The sequence below is a fragment of the Chryseobacterium sp. genome (assembly GCF_022869225.1).
Lineage (GTDB): Bacteria > Bacteroidota > Bacteroidia > Flavobacteriales > Weeksellaceae > Chryseobacterium.
Genome location: NZ_JALIHL010000001.1, coordinates 1873470 through 1892222, shown reverse-complemented (window position 1 = coordinate 1892222; position 18753 = coordinate 1873470). Strand labels below are relative to the sequence as shown.

Below are 18753 nucleotides of genomic sequence, written 5' to 3'. Positions count from 1 at the left end.
GTTTTTTCAAAGGTCAGATGGAACTTCGCTTCATTGCGTAACATTAATATTTCTGGGGTGGTAACTCAAGATAACATCCCTTAGTTCTTCCGTTTTCAGGTGGGTATATATTTCAGTTGTCGTAATACTGGAATGGCCCAGCATTTCCTGAATATAACGCAAATCAGCGCCATTCTGCAGCAAATGCGTTGCAAAAGAATGTCTGAATGTGTGTGGAGATATCTTTTTGTTAACCCCTGCTTTGTCTGTAAGTTCCTTAATGATAAGAAATACGATCACTCTGGACATCGAGGTGCCCCTGCTGTTTAAAAACAAAGTATCTTCATATTTCTTATTGACTTTTCCTTTGGAACGTACCTCCTTGATATAATTTTCCAACAGATCGGCCGTGTAATCAGCCAAAGGAACAAAACGGGTTTTGTTTCCCTTTCCATGGACTTTAATATATTGCTCCTTGAAGTTGATGTTTGATATTTTCAGATCAATCAGCTCAGAAACTCGGAGTCCGCAACCATAGAGTACCTCAATGATACAGTGGTTTCTTTTTCCCAGGTCTGTATTGACTTCAATAGCTGCAATAATTCTGTTGATATCAGGCAGGCTTAAGGTATCAGGTAAGTATAATCCCAATTTTGGGCCTTCAAGTAACGCTGCAGGGTTGTCTTCACGAAATTCATCCTCAAGCAGAAATTTAAAGAAAGCCTTAATGGAAGAGATCCATCTTGCTTGCGATCTCTCGCTGAATTTCTGTTTTGAAAGATTGAAAATGTATTCCTGCAGGTTTTCGTAACCGATAGAATCTGGGCCGACGTTTGCCAGATCTTCTTCTGCATAATCTTTTAATTTCTTAATGTCCCGAACATAAGCGTCGAGAGTGTTTTCTGAAAAATTTCTTTCAAAACGAAGAAATATTTCAAAATCTTTGATCTTTTCATCCCAAGTCATTTGTGCTTATTTTTTTAGTTCACAGTCCGATATTTGTTCTATTTCAATATTATGGTTTCTCAGGAACGCTATTCCGTCGTCATCTGAATACTCATTAATATACACCAGTCTTGTAATTCCTGCCTGCAGAATCAGTTTACTGCATTCTTTACAGGGTGACAGCGTCAGATATAACGTTGCTCCTTTTGCAGACTGAGTGGAAGCAGCCAGCTTTAATATAGCATTGGCTTCCGCATGCAATACATACCAGTGCGTTTTGCCCTCTTCATCTTCACAGCAGTTTTCAAACCCCGAAGGAGTTCCGTTGTAACCATCTGAAATAATCATCCTATCTTTTACGATAAGAGCTCCTACCTGTTTTCTCTTACAGTAGGAGAGTTTTGCCCATTCTTGGGCCATTTTTAGATAAGCCTTGTCAAACTTATTCATACCGCAGCATTAGTTTTTTCGAAATAATTGGATTAAAAGCTTTTGAAAGTTTAGAAGTTCGGCTTTCTTTTCTCAAGGAAAGCAGTGACTCCTTCTTTCTTATCTGCCATTTCAAAAAGTTCTCCGAAATACTGGATTTCAGTGTCAAAACCTTTCTCAGAGTCAGATAAATTCACGGCGTGGATAGCCTTCGATATTGCCATTGGTGAATTGTAGGCAATAGTGGTCGCTAATTCTTTCGTTTTAGTTAATAATTCGCTAATAGGGTATACTTCATTCACCAGTCCGATTTCCTTTGCTTTTTGAGCAGGAATCATTTTGGCCGAGAAGATCATTTCGTTGGCAATACCTTTTCCGACAAGCTTTGGAAGCCTTTGGGTTCCTCCGTATCCGGGGATAAGTCCCAGGGTTACTTCAGGAAGACCCAGTCTGGCATTCTCGGATGCATATCTGATATGGCATGCCATAGCAAGCTCTAAACCTCCTCCGAGTGCAAATCCATTTACGGCTGCAATCACAGGCTTAGACATATTTTCAATCTTGTTGAACAGGGAGTTTTGTCCATTTCTGGCAAGCTCTTCAGCTTTTTCCTGTCCAAAGTCACTAAATTCTTTGATGTCAGCTCCAGCTACAAAAGATTTTTCTCCACTTCCCGTAAGGATGATTACTCTGCAGGAAGTGTCCTCATTAAGTTCATCCAGCGCTGTACTGATTTCCTGAATCGTTTTTGCATTTAAGGCATTTAAACTCTCAGGTCTGTTTATTGTAATGATAGATAATTTATCTTCTTTTTTTAATAATATATTTTCGTAACTCATTTTTCCACTTTAAAATATCATCCTTCGCAAATTATGAATTTTTTGCAAAAAAAAGGAAAAAATATTATTTTTTTTTCCTTTTTTTTAGTTTTTCTTTCAATATGGTTATTTGGAATGATTCATCATATTTGCATCTATATTGACGTTTAATTGAGAAGCTACTTTCATGCCAAGCTCAATGTTAGCCCTGAAAAAATGGCATAATTGCCTGTTGATAATCTCGTCTTTTTTGGGTCCGTTTATCCCTTTCATACTTCCCACAATATTTTGAATCAGATGATTTCTTTGTTCAGCATTCATGGCTTTTGAATACAGCAGTCCAGGCTGGGTGTAGTGATCACTGTCGTTTTCATTCCTGTTGTAGTTGGCAACATGGGCACTGTCCAGCTCATACTCATAATTCTTATAAGATGGATCCGGCATGAGATCATCAAAACTGTTCGGATGATAATTAGGTTTATCCTGATATTGGCTAGAATCTGCCATATAGCCGTCTCTCTGATAGTTATTAACAGCAAAAGGGCATCGGTTGACCTCTAACTGATGAGCGTTTACTCCCACTCTGTATCGGTGGGCATCGGGGTAAGAGAATAATCTTCCCTGAAGCATTTTATCCGGTGAAAAGCTGATTCCGTTGATCAGGCTGCTTGGAGAGAAGGTGGACTGTTCCACATGGGCAAAATAATTGACAGGAACTTCATTGAGCTCCATTTCTCCTACTTCAATCAAAGGAAAATCATCATGGAACCATACTTTCGTTACATCAAAAGGATTCCATCTGAAATCTTTTGCCTGTTCTTCTGTCATCACCTGAATGTACAGCGTCCATTTTGGAAAATCTCCGTTTTCGATAGCATTGCAAAGGTCTTCCTGGGCAAAGTCCGGATTTTCGCCAGCCATTTTTACAGCTTCTTCATCGGTGAAGTTTTTTATGCCCTGTTTTGTTTTGAAATGGAACTTTACCCATACTCTTTCATTGTGATCATTGATCATAGAGAACGTATGAGATCCGAAGCCATGCATATGTCTGTAACCGTAAGGTGTTCCTCTGTCTGACATTAAAATAAGAACTTGGTGAAGAGACTCCGGATTTAAACTCCAGAAATCCCACATCATGGTAGCACTTTTTAAGTTGGTTTTAGGAACTCTTTTTTGGGTATGGATAAAGTCCGGGAATTTTTTGGCATCCTTAATAAAAAATACCGGAGTGTTGTTTCCTACAAGATCCCAGTTTCCGTCCTCTGTATAAAACTTTAAAGCAAAGCCTCTGGGATCCCTTGCTGTATCTGCACTTCCTTTTTCTCCTCCTACAGTAGAAAACCTGGCAAACATTCTGCAGGAGTTTCCTACTTTTGAAAATAATTTTGCTTTGGTATACTGGCTGATGTCATGAGTTACGGTAAAGGTTCCATAGGCACCGCTTCCTTTGGCATGTACAATCCTTTCAGGAATTCTTTCCCTAACGAAATGTGCAAGATTTTCCTGTAATATAAAATCCTGCAGCAATACCGGGCCTCTTGGTCCTACCGTTTGGGAATCCTGATGCTCATAATAAGGTGCGCCGTTACTTAAGGTTAATTTTTTAGAATCCATAATATTGATGATTTGAATAATTGTTTCTTATTTTAAATCTCTGTGTAAAGGTAGTGAATATCAAATTTACTTGAATTTTTAATTGCTAATAGCAAAAACATTATATCTTTGTAATAGATAATATTAATCAAATGAACATTCAGCAACTGGAGTATCTTATCGCTGTCGATAAGTATAAACATTTTGGTAAAGCAGCCCAGGCATGCTTCATAACCCAGCCTACCTTAAGTGCCATGATACAGAAATTTGAGGATGAACTGGATGTGAAGGTTTTTGACAGAACTACACACCCGATCCGTACTACCGATGTAGGGCTTCAAATCATTGATCAGGCGAAGGTGATTATAGAATCCGTCAATGAGCTGAAAAATAAAGCCAATCTTTTGAATAATATTTTAGGAGGAACCATCAATTTAGGAATCATTCCTACCGTTTCTTCTTTTATTCTGCCTACAGAGATCTTTAAATTCCTTGAAGAGAATCCAAAGATCCAGATGAATGTAAAAGAAATGACAACGGATAATATTATTAAAGCTTTAAAAGCCGGAGAACTGGATGCGGGGATTATTTCAACGCCTTATGACACGGCTGACGAGTTTTATCAGGATTTCTTATTCAATGAAGAACTGATGATTTACAGTTCCAATACTGAAGCCAATAAAAAGAATTCCTACATTATCCCTGAAGAACTGAATGTAGAAAAGGTATGGTTGCTTGAAGAAGGAAACTGCCTTAGAAACCAGTTTGAAAATATCTGCCACCTGAAAGAGAATACATTGAAACCAAAGAATTTGGATTTCCTTGCTTCGAATATTCAGACACTTGTACATATGGTAGATAAAGTGGGTGGAATCAGCATTCTTCCTGAACTTGCGTTAAGCCAGCTTTCAGAAGAACAGAAAAAGAATGTCTTCAGATTTAAGAAACCTTTTCCTTACAGAGAGATCAGTATTATTTACTACAAACCGACCTTTAAGCAGAAAATTATTGACGAATTATCGCACTCTATTAAAAATTCCCTGGAGCTTACATTGAATTATCATGAAAGCCCTAAAGAATTTGTAAGCATTAAGCCTCAGTAATTTGGGAAGCTGAAAGCAGGATAAGTTTTTAATGTAAACAAAATTATAATTAATAAACAAAATTTTTGAGTATTAGGAAAATAGTGCTTAAATTTGCTGACGTTTATAACGAGGAAAAATTTGACCTGATTGCAACCTCTATAAAAAAATGCTAAAACAGTATTCTTTTTGGGCAATTTATTCTTATTTTTCTTCACTATTTTTTTTAATCTAAAAAACAAAGAATAATATGTCTTATTTATTTACGTCTGAGTCAGTTTCAGAAGGACATCCGGATAAAATTGCCGATCAGATCTCCGATGCATTAATCGACCATTTTCTAGCATATGATAAAAGTTCAAAAGTAGCATGTGAAACTCTTGTGACGACCGGACAGGTAGTATTGGCAGGAGAAGTAAAATCAGATGCTTATCTTGATGTACAAACCATTGCCAGAGAAGTGATCAACGGAATTGGATACACAAAAGGAGAGTATATGTTCAATGGTGATTCATGCGGAGTTATTTCTGCCATCCATGAACAGTCGCCTGATATCAACCAAGGGGTAGACAGAGCGGTAACGGATGAATCTTTCGAAGCAAAAGCAAATGCACAGGGAGCTGGCGACCAGGGAATGATGTTTGGATATGCTACCAATGAAACGGCTAACTATATGCCTCTTGCTTTAGATCTGGCCCATACAATCCTAAAGGAACTTTCTGCTATCAGAAGAGAAAACACGGAGATCGCTTATCTTCGTCCGGATGCAAAAAGCCAGGTAACAATTGAGTATTCTGATGATCATAAACCGATCAGAATTGATTCTATCGTAGTTTCTACGCAGCATGATGACTTCGGAACAGAGGAGGAAATGCTGAACAAGATCCGTGAGGATATCAAAAACATTTTGGTTCCTAGAGTTGTTGCACAACAGTCTGAAGAAATTAAAGCGTTATTCAATGATCAGATCAAATATCATATTAACCCGACCGGTAAATTCGTAATCGGAGGTCCTCACGGAGATACAGGTCTTACCGGCAGAAAAATCATCGTTGATACCTACGGAGGAAAAGGAGCTCACGGAGGAGGTGCTTTCTCAGGAAAAGATCCTTCAAAAGTAGACAGAAGTGCGGCGTATGCAACAAGACATATCGCTAAGAACCTGGTGGCTGCAGGAGTAGCTGATGAAGTATTGGTACAGGTTTCCTACGCTATTGGAGTCGCTGAGCCTTGTGGTTTATACATCAATACATATGGAACGGCAAAAGTTGATCTTCACGATGGTGAAATCGCTAATAAGGTTTCTGCTATTTTTGACTTAAGACCTTATGCTATCGAACAGAATCTAAAGTTAAGAAATCCAATTTATCAGGAAACAGCTTCTTACGGGCATATGGGTAAAGAGCATTATGTGGCTGATAAGACATTCAATAAAGGGCATAAGAATGAAATTACATTAGAAGGCCTTGAGTTCTTCACTTGGGAGAAATTAGACAAAGTTGAGGAAATTAAAGCCGCTTTTGGAGTTTAATTTTTTCTTTATACAATAAACTGGGCTGCTTTATCTTTTGATAAGGCAGTTTTTTTTAATTTTACACCTTAATTAATTGAAAGATGATGAATTTTCGAACTGTAGTTGCCGTTCTATCCCTGTTTTTTCTAAGTACATGGGTAAAAGCTCAATATACGATGCATAAAATGATCAGTGTGGGATATACCTATCAGAATCAAAGTTTTGGGGAAGTAGGAGGTAAATTGCTTTTTCTTAAAAATGATGATGTGATTTACAGGTTGGGGGGCTCTGCTGTAATGGGAGTTGCCGGCTCAAAGTTTGCCATTATGCCAAAACTTCAGGCTGATGTACTGCTTAATTTTGAGAAAAATGTAGATTTCTACCATTCTTATTACTTTTTAGTGGGAGCTGAAGGAACCAATAAATACATTGCTCCGAAAATAGGAGTTACCTTATTCGGAATGTTAGACCTTACCGGAGGATATGCTTTTCCTGTAGGAGATGCCCGTTTAAACGGAAAAGAAATGAAAGGTCTAAATATTAATTTTACATTAAATATCCCTACAGTACTCATTCATGATATGTTTAAATGATTTTTTTTAAATTTTTCTCTTGAAAATTTAATAATAGGTTAACAGTTATTAAAAAATTATTATATTTACATCATAATATAAGTGTACCGCCTATTGAAGAGACTCTACTCTAGAAAACTGTTTTGTATATACGGCAAAGACCAGAAGAAATATCTGGCAGAATGCCTGTCTGCAAATATTTATATTGAGAAGAGTTATGAAATCAAAATCGGATAGTTTACTAATTTCGCTTTACCAGAAAGGTGATGAAGAAGCGTTATCAACCCTTATTCACCGCCATCAGAGAGAACTGTTTACATTCATTTTTTACAAAATTAATGATGAAGATTTAGCCAATGATATTTTTCAGGATACCTTTATGAAGATCATTGTGATGCTGAAAGAAGGACGCTATAACGAAGAAGGAAAATTCATTCTTTGGGCCAAAAGAATCTCTCATAATCTAATCATTGACCATTTCAGATCAAGAGCCAAAAATATCAAAGTTTCTGAAACTACCTTTAAGACGGATGATTATTCTATTTTTGATTTAATCAGGGAGCCTTCGGAAAACATTGAAGATCAGCTGGTAACGAATCAGATCCAGGAAGATCTTCTGCGAATGCTTCAGTTTCTTCCCAAAAATCAACAGGAGGTGATCAAGCTGAGATTTTTTGACGGGCTAAGTTTTAAAGAAATTGCTGATCATACGGATATGAGTATCAATACCACGTTAGGAAGGGTGCGGTATGCGCTGATAAACCTGAGAAAAATCATGGATGAGAATAATATAATATTAACCAGATAAATAATATTTTAGAAAATTTCACGTTATAAGGAAAACATACTTCGCCTATGAAAAAAAATGATTCCTTAAAAGTGAAAACTTTGAAACCTAAGAAGCAAACCATTGATTTTTTGCTCAATTTTTCTAAAAGTCTTGAGATTGTGAAAAGCAAGAGCAAAAATTACCCTATTGTAAAAAATTAAAATGATTAACTTTGTGCTGTATGAAAATGCAGCACGTTTTTTTTGACCTGGACAATACGCTCTGGGATCACCGCAGAAATGCCTATCTGACGATCAAAGATCTTTTCGAAAAACAGGAGATTACCTCAAAGTACCATATTGACTTTGAAGAATTTCATGCCGTTTATCATGATATCAACGAAGAACTCTGGGAGAAGATAAGAGATGGAATTATAGGCAAAGAGTATCTGAGAGAACACCGGTTCTATGATTCCTTCAAACATTTTGGAGTAGACAATAAAGAACTCTCCCTTTATTTTGAAGAACATTTCCTGGATAATATTGTCGCCTATAATGAACTGGTAGAAGGGGCAGAAGATATTCTTGATTATTTGAAAGCCAGGAATTATACCCTGCATATTATTTCTAACGGATTTCAGGAAGTAACGGAAAGAAAATGTACTTTATCCGGAATTGCTCCTTATTTTGAAACCATTACCAGCGCAGATGCAGTGGGAGTAAGAAAACCCAATCCTAAGATTTTTGAATATTCTCTGGGACTTTCTGAGGCCCTAAAAGAGGAAAGCATCCTGATCGGTGACGACTGGATCGCGGATGCAATGGGAGCGATAGATTTCGGAATGGATGCTATTTTCTTTGATGTATATAAAGAAGATAAGCAGGTAGCCGGATTAAAGGCGATTACCCATCTTCAGCAGATTAAAGAATATTTATAGGTTCTGAGATTCAGGGCTTAACAGAAATTTAATACCATAACGATCCTAAACCATTAAGGCTATGAAACCTTAATGGTTTATTTTTTTAACGCAAAGAATTAAAAGTATTCTCTAAGTGGAAGTGGGCAAGGATGAGATCGGTACAATTGATTCTTTCCATGCGGGCCACTCATGCTCTTCCATTTTTACAGCTTTATTTTTTACAGCTAAAGTTTTTCCTAATTCTTTCCCAAATTGATTAGGAACTTTGCACCATAATAATGATAGAAAAACTTAGTATTATGGAAAATGTAAAGAAAATCACCCGAGTATTTATTTTAATTTTCATCCTGGTAGGAGGTTTTATCTCGGCACAGGATAGAGCGATCCATGCCAATCAATTGCCTAAGACCGCTAAAAACTTCCTTGCAGCCCATTTTAAAGGAATACCTGTAAGCTCAGCTATAGAAGACCGTGAAATCTATGGCGTGGATGAGTATAAGGTATATCTGAACAATGGAATGAAAATGGAATTTGATAGTCATGGAAACTGGAAAGAGGTAGACGGTAAACATCAGAAATTGCCCTATGGTTTTATTCCTGCACCGGTTAGAAATTACACTGCCAGAAATTTTCCAAATACTTATATCGTGAAGATGGAAAAAAAGAGATGGTCTTATAAAGCAGAGCTTTCCAACGGACTGGAGCTTGAATTTGACAGAAACGGAAACTTTAAAAGAATTGATGACTAATTCGTCATTACAGATTAACAGTAAAATTTAATAGTATGGTCAACTGGAATTTAATAAGAAGTAACGGAAGATCAGTTTCTTCCAATAAGATTAGAAAGAATATTGTGTCTTTTATGACAAAGCACCATCCGTGCAGCGTGGTTAATTTGATTGAGAAAAAATATAATGCCTATACAATTCACCTGATGAATGGTCTCTGTCTTATTTTTGATGCAGACGGCCGTTTCGTAAAAACGAGTTAATTTTTAAAGAAGAGGTCTGGAGGCTGGAAGAAAGAAGCCGGGGAAACCTGAAGGGAAGCTGTTAACATTCTATAAGTTCTCATAGAAAGATAATAATTGCCCAGTGCAGAGCAGTAACTTCCCGCTGCTCTCTTCCCGCTTTCCACCTTATAATTTCATATATTTGATGTAGTTTAATCATGCAGGAGAGCATATAAACCCAGTGGTATGAAGATTTTAATTGTTGAAGATGAACCGGAACTGAAAGACACAGTTCAGAAATTTCTGGAAGCAGAACATTTTATTGTAGAGCATGCCCATAATTACAGCTCCGGGCTGGAAAAGATTATCTCCTATGAATACGACTGTATTTTACTTGATATTATGCTGCCTGATGGAAGTGGCATAGACCTGTTGAGAGAGCTGAAAAAAATGCACAAAAAGGACCCTGTGATCATTCTGTCTGCCAAAGATTCGGTGGATGATAAAGTGACAGGTCTTGAAATTGGGGCAGATGATTATCTTGCCAAGCCTTTTCATCTTGCAGAGCTTATGGCAAGGATTAAATCTGTGATCAGGAGAAATAACCAGGATGGAGAAAATATCCTTACGTACAAAAACATAAGCATTGATCCGGAAAACAGAAAAGTGATGGTAGGAAATAAAGAACTCCTGCTCAATCGTAAAGAATACGATCTCCTGTATTATTTTGTTATTCATCCCGGGAAAACGCTGCAAAAAACTACTTTGGCTGAGGCGATCTGGGGAGATTATATAGACCAGGCAGACAGTCTGGATTTTATTTACTCACAAATTAAAAATCTTCGTAAAAAACTGAAAGTACTTAATGCAGAGGCTGATTTCCAGGCTGTGTACGGGATAGGATATAAATTGATCTGATGAAAGTTTCATTGAAATATTACACCATACAATACCTTATTATGATCCTTCTGCTGATTATCGCAGTATGGGCCGGGTTGTTTTATGCCTATATTCTGGATGAAGTGCATGATAATGTGGATGATGGATTGAGAGACCGGAAAATACAGATCATTAAAGCGGTCTACCTGAACCCCGATCTTCTCAAGAACAATGATTTTGGTTTTAATGAATTTAAAATCAATGCCATAAATGCAGGAGAATATAAGAACAAGAGCCGGCTCTATAATAAGATGTATTATATGGAGTATGATGACAAAGACCAGCCTTACCGGGTTCTTGAAGCCGATTTTATAGACCAGTACAAAAATCATCAGAGATTGGTCATAAGAACCTCTACGGTGGAAGAAGATGAGCTGATCTATGACCTTACCACTGCCTTAATTGTCCTTTATATTCTTTTAGTGGTCAGTATTGTCGCTGTAAACGGATACCTGCTTAATAAAGCCATGCGCCCGTTTTACATGATTCTGGATAAACTGAAAAGATATCAGTTTGGTATTCCCGCTGATCAGGAGCATCAGGATTATGCGATAAAGGAATTTGAAGAGCTGAATAGAGAAATTGATGAAATGATTGAGCGAAACGAACTTGTTTTCTACCAACAGAAACAGTTTATCGAAAATGCATCTCATGAACTTCAGACGCCGCTTGCTATCGTTATCAATAAAATAGATCTTCTTATTCAGAATGAGAATCTGGATGAAAAGAATCTGAATTTTCTTACCGAGGTTAAAAACGATCTGAGAAGGATGGTAGGATTGAATAAGTCACTCCTCATGCTTTCAAAAATAGAAAACAGCCAGTTCAATAAGACTTCTGGGGTTGATTTTAATAAGTTGGTTAGGCGATTGGTAGAAAACTATGAAGATTTCATTGAATTTAAAAAAGTGACGGTTGACATTATCGAAAAAGGAGTTTTTGAGGCTGATTTCAATCAGGATCTTGCCGATATTCTTTTATCTAACCTCCTTAAAAATGCAATTAAGTATAATAATGAGGATGGTACTTTACATATCATGATTGAAAATAACAGAATCACTTTCCAAAACAGCGGATCCTCTGTTCCGCTAGACAAATCAAGGATCTTTAACCGTTTTTATAAGCAAGGATCTGACCATACTTCCACCGGTCTGGGACTGTCTATCATTAAGACGATCATAAAACAATATCCGGGCTGGGACATCTCCTATCTGTTTGAAGATCAGATGCATTATTTTATTCTTGTAAAAAATAATAGGTAATATCCAATCCACAAATTCACGGATCTTTTTATTAGCGCATTTGCGGCTGAAAAAATAATCGGCTGTCTCAAAACTGAGACAGCCGATTATTTATGGATAAAACTTAGAATTAAAACCCTAAGCTTGTTCTTACTCTTTGAAGAGTTTCTATAGCAACCGGTCTGGTTTTTTCAGCACCTTGCTGCAGTTTGGCTTCCAATTCGTCAAGATTGTTCATATAATAAGCAAACGTTTCTCTTTCTTTGGCAAAGCGTACCAGGATCAGATCCAATAACTCTTTTTTAGCATGTCCGTACCCGAAGTTTCCGGCAAGGTATTTTGCTCTCAGCTCTTCTGTCTGTTCCGGTGTAGCAATCAGTTGGTAAATGGCAAAAACTTTATCTGTTTCCGGATCTTTAGGCTCTTCCAAAGACCTGGAATCTGTTTCAATACTCATTACCTGTTTTTTCAATTCCTTTTCGGGTAAGAAAATATTGATGATATTTCCTCTTGATTTTGACATTTTCTGGCCATCTGTTCCCGGAACGTATTTCGTGTCTTCCTGAAGTTCAGATTGCGGCAGTACAAGGATTTCACCCATCTGGTTGTTGAATCTTGAGGCTACATCTCTTGCAAATTCCAAATGCTGAAGCTGATCTTTTCCTACAGGAACGATCTCTGCGTCATACAATAAAATATCTGCAGCCATCAAAATAGGGTAGGTAAACAGCCCCGCGTTCACATCCTGAAGCCGGTCTGCCTTATCCTTGAATGAATGTGCTAACGTTAATCTTTGATAAGGGAAAAAACATGATAAATGCCAAGATAGTTCACAGGTTTCAGGGATATCACTCTGTCTGTAAAAAAATGTTTTTTCAGTATCTAATCCACAAGCAAGCCAAGCCGCAGCAATCTCGTAGGTGTTTTGTCTTAAAGTCTGCGCATCTTTTATCTGGGTAAGCGTGTGAAGATTCGCAATAAATAAAAAGGATTCATTTCCTTCCTGCTTAGAAAGTTCGATAGCAGGAATAATCGCCCCAAGTAAATTTCCAAGATGGGGGGTTCCGGTGGCTTGAATGCCGGTAAGAATTCTTGACATTGGTTTAAAATATTTTAAAATTAATGAATTGCAAATTTACGAGGTTTGCCGCGATAATGAATAAAAAAGATTAAAAGAATCAAGAATCAAGAATCAAGAATCAAGAATCAAGAATCAAGACTTGGTATTAAATTTCAATTGGAGTGGATTTAGTCCGCCTGCGCATATAAATCCTGTTAGGTAGCCAAAATGTAACATCTTATGGAATTATAATCTTTTCTCCACCGAATTTCGGTTCCACTCCGAAAAGCAGATCCCAATACACTTTAGCTTTCGCAAGATATTCCCTCATATTCGTTTTTAAACCGGCATATTTGTTGACATCTGCTGCATTATACCCGAATGCCTCGATCCCATTTTTCTTAGCCAGAAAAACAGCTCTTTCATTGTGGAATTTTTGGGAGATGATCACCAGTTTTGTTTGTCCGAAGATATCTTTTGCTCTTACCACAGAATCCAGGGTCCTGAATCCGGCATGATCCATGATGATGCTATCCTGCGGAACGCCCGCCTGCAGTAATGCAAGCTGCATATCTTCGGGTTCGTTATAATCTTTCGTGCTGTTGTCACCGCTTACGATGATATATTGTATTTTTCCGCTTTTATAAAGATCGGCCGCTGCTTTGATCCTGTTATAGAAATAGGCGTTCGGCATTCCGTTGCTTAATGTCTTTCCGGTTCCCAGGAGTAAGGCCGTTTTTGTTTCCGGCACGTCTGTGAGGCGGTAGGTTATAAAGGCTGCACTTTCTTGTTTGATGCTGTAATTTGCCCAGGTAATAAAAATAATTCCTGCTACAAGCAGCAGCAGGAAACAGGTGAAAATATTTTTGATTATTCTTTTCATCCGAAAATAATTCTTTTAAAATTCAAGGCCGTTCGGGAAAGCTTTTTTTCTGAAGATTAACAATAAAACAGCTCCTACCGTAATCGCAGAATCTGCCACATTGAAGATATATTTGAAGAACTCGATATGTTTTCCACCGATCAAAGGAATGTTTTCAGGAACATTCCAGTCTACCAGCGGGAAATGAAGCATATCAACCACACAGCCTTTCATAAAAGTAGAGTAGCCTTGTCCAAAAGGAACCAGCTTAGATATCCCGCCATAGCCGATCCATCGGTTAATGCTTTCATCATAAACTGTTCCGCTGTCGAAGATCATTCCGTAGAACATCCCGTCAATGATATTTCCGATCGCTCCGGCAAAAATAATGGACATAGGAATTAAAAGATAGTTGGAAGCCCCTGCTTCAACCATTTTTTAAACATATAGACCATTCCTCCGATTAAGAAAAGTCTCAGGATAACCAGGAAATATTTTCCTATGATCCCTCCGAAATGAAGACCGTAAGCCATTCCCGGGTTTTCTACAAAGGTCAGTTTAAAACCTGGTAACACGGAAACGCTGTCATCCAGATTGAAGTGGGTTTTAATGTAAATTTTTGAAGCCTGGTCAATTAACAATACCAAAAATGTTATAGCTAATATCTTTTTCATTATTGTCCTTTAGGTTTTGAAGGTTTTGTAGCTTTTACATTGTTATTATCACTCGCTTTTTTGACCACTTTCTGTCCATTGAATGAACTTTTAACATGAGCCTTCTCAAATTTAATGTTCATTTCTTTCAGAACACTTTTCAGTGCACTAAGTTCCATAGAGTTTTTAGGGTGTACTATGATCGATTCCATTTCTTATATTTAAATTTTACATTTTGGACAGTTCGTCAAGCCGTTTTCTGTCTTTTGCAGAAAGGTCATTGATTCCGTTCTTGCCCATCTTACTTAAAAGTTGGTCTATTTCTTTCTCCCGGTCACGTTTATCAGAATTAAACTTATCATCAATTGTATAATTTTTCTGTTGATCCGGAAAGAACTTGTTTTTGATCCCTTTCCTGTTGAAAAAAAATAAAACGACTGCGATGATAATGCCTAAAATTAATAATTCGCCCATGGGTATACATTAAAAATTAGGTTTATAAAGTATCCTTCGAATACGATATAAACCCAATATTATTTTACAAACCTTACGGCTATTTCTGCATATTTTTCGCTTCGATGCTCAACGTGGCATGAGGAACAGCGAGAAGTCTTTCTTTAGGAATTAATTTCCCTGTTACCCTGCATACACCATACGTCTTATTTTCGATTCTGATTAATGCATTCTTAAGATCACGCACGAATTTTTCCTGTCTTCCTGCTAAAATAGAGTTCTGTTCTTTGCTCAGCGTCTCAGCGCCTTCTTCAAAAGCTTTGAATGTAGGTGAAGTATCATCCGTTCCATTATTCTGGTCATTGATGAAACTTTCTCTGATCAGCTGAAGATCTTTTTCAGCTTTCTCTATTTTTTCTTTAATGATCGCTTTAAATTCCTGTAAATCAGCATCGCTGTATCTAACTCTTTCGTCTGACATATTCTTTCTCTTTTTTAATAAAATTATGAAATGGAATTTGAAATACAATAACTACATGTTAATTTTTTTCGATATTTATCTTAAAATTAACCTCATCTATTTCGATTTCGTTAAAATTTGAAAGTGAAGATACAATTTCTATTTTATTTGACAAGACCTCAGAAGAAATATATTCTTCATTTTTCTTAACATCTTCAATAAATGGAGAGCTTCCTTCTATGGAGATATTAATTCTGTCTGTCAGTTCAAAGTTTTTGTCTTTTCGCAAGTTCTGAATTCTGTTGATGAACTCCCTTGCGATCCCTTCAGATTTTAACTCATCGGTTAACGTCAAATCTAATGCCACAGTTGTTTTACCATCAGAAGTAACTGTCCATCCCGGAATATCTTTTGTTGAGATTTCTACGTCATCAAGCGTAATTTCATATCCCTGGATATCAAGTTGGCCTTCTTTTTCAAGACCTGCGATTTGTTCTGTAGTAAGATTACTGATCTCAGCTCCCACCACTTTCATGTCCTTCCCTAGCTTGGGACCCAGCGCTTTGAAATTCGGTTTGATCTGTTTTACAATTAAATGGGAGGCTTCTTCAGCATTGATCAACTGCAGTTCCTTTACGTTTACTTCCTGCTTGATCAGATCTGCCACAGCCAGAATCTGCTCTTCTGTTTTAGAATCCAATACAGGAATCAAAACTTTTTGTAACGGCTGGCGTACTTTTACGTTTTCTTTCTTTCTTAAAGAGAAAACCATACTGGTAATATTCTGTGCCAAATGTGTTTTTTCAACCAGGTCCTGATCAATCAGACTTTCATCAGCAACAGGGAAATCTGTCAAGTGTACAGACTCACAGTTTTCTTTGCCGGTTACTTTATTTAAATCCTGGTACAATTGATCCATAAAGAATGGGGCAATCGGAGCAGATAATTTAGCAACCACTTCAAGACAGGTATATAAAGTCTGGTAAGCAGAGATCTTATCATCAGAATAATCTCCTTTCCAGAAACGTCTTCTGCATAATCTTACATACCAGTTGCTCAGGTTGTCATTCACAAATGTACTGATGGCTCTTGCTACCCTTGTCGGTTCGTAATCTTCATAGAATGCCTTTACTTCTTTGATCAGAAGATTCAGTTCAGAAAGGATCCATCTGTCGATTTCAGGACGGTTTTCCACCTCTTTTTCGGAATAATTGAATCCGTCAACATTTGCATATAAAGCAAAGAATGAATAGGTGTTGTAAAGGGTTCCGAAGAACTTTCTTCTTACCTCATCAATTCCTTCAATGTCGAACTTCAGGTTCTCCCAAGGATTGGCATTGGAGATCATATACCAACGCGTAGCATCAGGCCCGTATACAGAAAGGGTTTCAAACGGATCTACGGCATTTCCTAAACGTTTTGACATCTTTTGGCCGTTTTTATCCAAAACAAGACCGTTACTCATTACATTTTTGTAAGCCACAGAGTCAAAAACTGCCGTTCCGATTGCGTGAAGGGTATAGAACCATCCACGGGTCTGGTCAACTCCTTCTGCGATAAAGTCTGCAGGGAATGCTTTGTGGTTGTCAATTAATTCTTTATTCTCGAAAGGATAATGCAACTGTGCATAAGGCATCGAGCCTGAATCGAACCAAACGTCGATCAGGTCGCTCTCACGCTTCATTGCTTTCCCGGAATCAGAGACTAAAACTACCTTATCCACTACATTTTTATGAAGATCTACCAAAGAATAGTTTTCTTCAGACATATTTCCGGTTTCAAAGCCTTTGAACGGGTTCTCAGTCATGAATCCTGCCTCTACAGACTTTTCGATTTCGTGGTATAGCTCTTCCACAGAGCCTATGATCTTTTCTTCTTTCAGATCATCAGTTCTCCATATCGGCAATGGAATACCCCAGTAACGTGAACGGGATAAGTTCCAGTCGTTCACATTTTCAAGCCAGTTGGCAAAACGACCTTCTCCGGTCGCTTTTGGCTTCCAGTTGATCTCTTTATTTAAATTAACCAGTCTGTCCTTTACCGCGGTCATCTTTACAAACCATGAATCCAGCGGATAATATAATACCGGCTTGTCTGTTCTCCAGCAGTGTGGATAGGAGTGAACGTATTTCTCTACTTTAAAGGCTTTGTTCTCTGTTTTTAACAGGATCGCAAGCTCTACATCCCAAGACTTTTCAGGAGCCGTTCCGTCATCATAATATTCGTTCTTAATGTATTTCCCGGCAAACACTTCCGGAACGTTTTCTCCTCTGATGAATCTCCCCTGCAAATCTACCAACGGGACAAGATTGTCATTTTCATCTTTTACCAACATCGGCGGAATTTCAGGCTGAGCCATTTTAGCGACTCTCGCATCATCCGCACCAAAAGTAGGAGCAGTATGTACCACACCCGTACCGTCTTCAGTGGTTACGAAATCCCCCAGGATCACTCTGAAAGCATTTTCAGGGCTGTCATTCGGCGTAAACCAAGGAACTAATTGCTCATATCTTGTATCCACAAGTTTTTCTCCTGTAAATTCTTTCAGTACCTTGAACGGAATTACTTTGCTTTCCGGAGTATAGTTTGCAAAATCTTCATCAGTACCTTCCGTATATTTTTTGCCGAAAACCTTAGGTAAAAGAACTCTGGATAAAACAACCGTTACCGGTTCAAATGTATATTGGTTGAATGTTTTAACAACAACATATTCAATATCTCTTCCTACGGTAAGCGCTGTATTGGATGGCAATGTCCATGGAGTGGTCGTCCATGCAAGAATATGTACATCCCCGTCAACATCACTGAATAAGGCAGATGAATCTTTCTTTACTTTGAATTGGGCTACGATGGTGGTATCTGAAACATCACGGTACGTCCCGGGCTGGTTCAGCTCGTGTGAAGAAAGTCCTGTTCCTGCTTTGGGAGAGTAAGGTTGGATCGTGTAGCCTTTATACAGCAAGTTTTTGTCATATAACTGCTTCAATAACCACCAAACCGTTTCCATATATTTTGATTTGTAGGTAATATAAGGATCATCAAGATCTACCCAGTAACCGATTTTTTCGGTAAGGTCATTCCATACACCGGTATAACGCATTACTGCTTCACGGCAAGCTTTGTTGTAGTCTTCAATAGAGATTTTTTTGCCAATATCTTCTTTGGTGATTCCTAATTCCTTTTCTACTCCCAGTTCCACAGGAAGACCATGCGTGTCCCAACCTGCCTTACGGAAAACCTGTTTCCCGTTCTGCGTTTGATAACGGCAGAAAATATCCTTCAATGCTCTTGCCATTACGTGGTGAATTCCAGGCATACCGTTTGCTGAAGGCGGACCTTCATAAAAAACAAACTCAGGATTGCCCTGACGAATCTCAACACTTTTACTGAACGTGTTATTCTGTTTCCAAAATTCCGCTACATTGTCGGCTATGTCAATAAGGCTGAGGTTTTTGTATTCTTTAAATTGGCTCATTGTAAATATCTCAATATCGTTGATTAATTAAGTCTGCAA

Annotated in this window: 19 protein-coding genes and 1 pseudogene; 9 read left to right on the top strand and 11 right to left on the bottom strand. The window is 37.8% G+C overall.

The window, feature by feature from the left end:
- Positions 1-30: 30 nt before the first annotated feature.
- The 4 genes from xerD to MUW56_RS08750 form a co-directional block, all read right to left on the bottom strand.
- Entirely contained in the window at positions 31-945 is a 915-nt protein-coding gene (gene xerD, locus MUW56_RS08765) for a site-specific tyrosine recombinase XerD (protein ID WP_292012825.1), read from the bottom strand.
- Between the two features lie 6 nt (positions 946-951).
- Entirely contained in the window at positions 952-1374 is a 423-nt protein-coding gene (locus MUW56_RS08760) for a dCMP deaminase family protein (protein WP_292012824.1), read from the bottom strand.
- Between the two features lie 50 nt (positions 1375-1424).
- A complete protein-coding gene (locus tag MUW56_RS08755; RefSeq protein ID WP_292012823.1) occupies positions 1425-2192 on the bottom strand; it encodes an enoyl-CoA hydratase-related protein in 768 nt (255 codons plus the stop codon).
- A gap of 105 nt (positions 2193-2297) precedes the next feature.
- The gene (locus MUW56_RS08750; protein WP_292012822.1) at positions 2298-3785 is read right to left on the bottom strand and encodes a catalase; all 1488 of its coding nucleotides are present in this window, start codon (positions 3783-3785) and stop codon (positions 2298-2300) included.
- Between the two features lie 131 nt (positions 3786-3916).
- Between MUW56_RS08750 and MUW56_RS08745 the strand changes: the two genes are divergently transcribed.
- From MUW56_RS08745 to MUW56_RS08705, 9 genes are all read left to right on the top strand, one after another.
- Positions 3917-4867, top strand: coding sequence for a LysR substrate-binding domain-containing protein (locus tag MUW56_RS08745; protein ID WP_292012821.1), 951 nt, complete (start codon positions 3917-3919; stop codon positions 4865-4867).
- Positions 4868-5096: 229 nt separating this feature from the next.
- Positions 5097-6377, top strand: a complete 1281-nt coding sequence (gene metK / locus MUW56_RS08740; RefSeq protein ID WP_292012820.1) for a methionine adenosyltransferase — start codon at positions 5097-5099, stop codon at positions 6375-6377.
- Positions 6378-6460: 83 nt separating this feature from the next.
- Positions 6461-6952, top strand: coding sequence for a hypothetical protein (locus MUW56_RS08735; protein ID WP_292012819.1), 492 nt, complete (start codon positions 6461-6463; stop codon positions 6950-6952).
- A 196-nt stretch (positions 6953-7148) separates the two neighbouring features.
- The gene (locus tag MUW56_RS08730) at positions 7149-7739 is read left to right on the top strand and encodes a sigma-70 family RNA polymerase sigma factor (RefSeq protein ID WP_292012818.1); all 591 of its coding nucleotides are present in this window, start codon (positions 7149-7151) and stop codon (positions 7737-7739) included.
- Between the two features lie 202 nt (positions 7740-7941).
- Positions 7942-8637 carry a YjjG family noncanonical pyrimidine nucleotidase gene (locus MUW56_RS08725; protein WP_292012817.1) on the top strand — a complete coding sequence of 232 codons (696 nt, stop codon included), beginning with the start codon at positions 7942-7944 and terminating at the stop codon, positions 8635-8637.
- A 281-nt stretch (positions 8638-8918) separates the two neighbouring features.
- Positions 8919-9368 (top strand): PepSY-like domain-containing protein, encoded by a 450-nt coding sequence (locus MUW56_RS08720; RefSeq protein ID WP_292012816.1) that lies wholly within the window; start codon positions 8919-8921, stop codon positions 9366-9368.
- Positions 9368-9610, top strand: a complete 243-nt coding sequence (locus MUW56_RS08715; protein ID WP_292015395.1) for a PepSY-like domain-containing protein — start codon at positions 9368-9370, stop codon at positions 9608-9610. The genes MUW56_RS08720 and MUW56_RS08715 overlap by 1 nt, the downstream gene beginning before the upstream one ends.
- Positions 9611-9817: 207 nt before the next feature.
- Positions 9818-10489, top strand: coding sequence for a response regulator transcription factor (locus MUW56_RS08710; RefSeq protein WP_292012815.1), 672 nt, complete (start codon positions 9818-9820; stop codon positions 10487-10489).
- The gene (locus MUW56_RS08705; protein ID WP_292012814.1) at positions 10489-11772 is read left to right on the top strand and encodes a HAMP domain-containing sensor histidine kinase; all 1284 of its coding nucleotides are present in this window, start codon (positions 10489-10491) and stop codon (positions 11770-11772) included. Before MUW56_RS08710 ends, MUW56_RS08705 begins: the two co-directional genes overlap by 1 nt.
- 109 nt (positions 11773-11881) lie before the next feature.
- On the opposite strand, the gene trpS is transcribed toward MUW56_RS08705, so the two are convergent.
- The 7 genes and pseudogenes from trpS to ileS form a co-directional block, all read right to left on the bottom strand.
- Complete coding sequence (trpS, locus tag MUW56_RS08700; RefSeq protein WP_292012813.1) at positions 11882-12850, bottom strand: tryptophan--tRNA ligase; 969 nt, start codon at positions 12848-12850, stop codon at positions 11882-11884.
- Between the two features lie 199 nt (positions 12851-13049).
- Entirely contained in the window at positions 13050-13694 is a 645-nt protein-coding gene (locus MUW56_RS08695) for an ElyC/SanA/YdcF family protein (protein ID WP_292012812.1), read from the bottom strand.
- 15 nt (positions 13695-13709) lie between these two features.
- A pseudogene (locus tag MUW56_RS08690) lies at positions 13710-14347 on the bottom strand (lipoprotein signal peptidase).
- Complete coding sequence (locus tag MUW56_RS08685) at positions 14347-14538, bottom strand: DUF2683 family protein (RefSeq protein ID WP_292012811.1); 192 nt, start codon at positions 14536-14538, stop codon at positions 14347-14349. Before MUW56_RS08685 ends, MUW56_RS08690 begins: the two are co-directional and overlap by 1 nt.
- Before the next feature lie 16 nt (positions 14539-14554).
- Positions 14555-14800, bottom strand: coding sequence for a DUF6576 domain-containing protein (locus tag MUW56_RS08680; protein WP_292012810.1), 246 nt, complete (start codon positions 14798-14800; stop codon positions 14555-14557).
- 79 nt (positions 14801-14879) lie between these two features.
- Positions 14880-15260: a TraR/DksA C4-type zinc finger protein gene (locus MUW56_RS08675; protein ID WP_002983772.1), complete on the bottom strand. Its 381-nt coding sequence runs from the start codon at positions 15258-15260 to the stop codon at positions 14880-14882.
- 58 nt (positions 15261-15318) lie between these two features.
- A complete protein-coding gene (gene ileS / locus MUW56_RS08670) occupies positions 15319-18714 on the bottom strand; it encodes an isoleucine--tRNA ligase (protein WP_292012809.1) in 3396 nt (1131 codons plus the stop codon).
- Between the last annotated feature and the right edge of the window lie 39 nt (positions 18715-18753).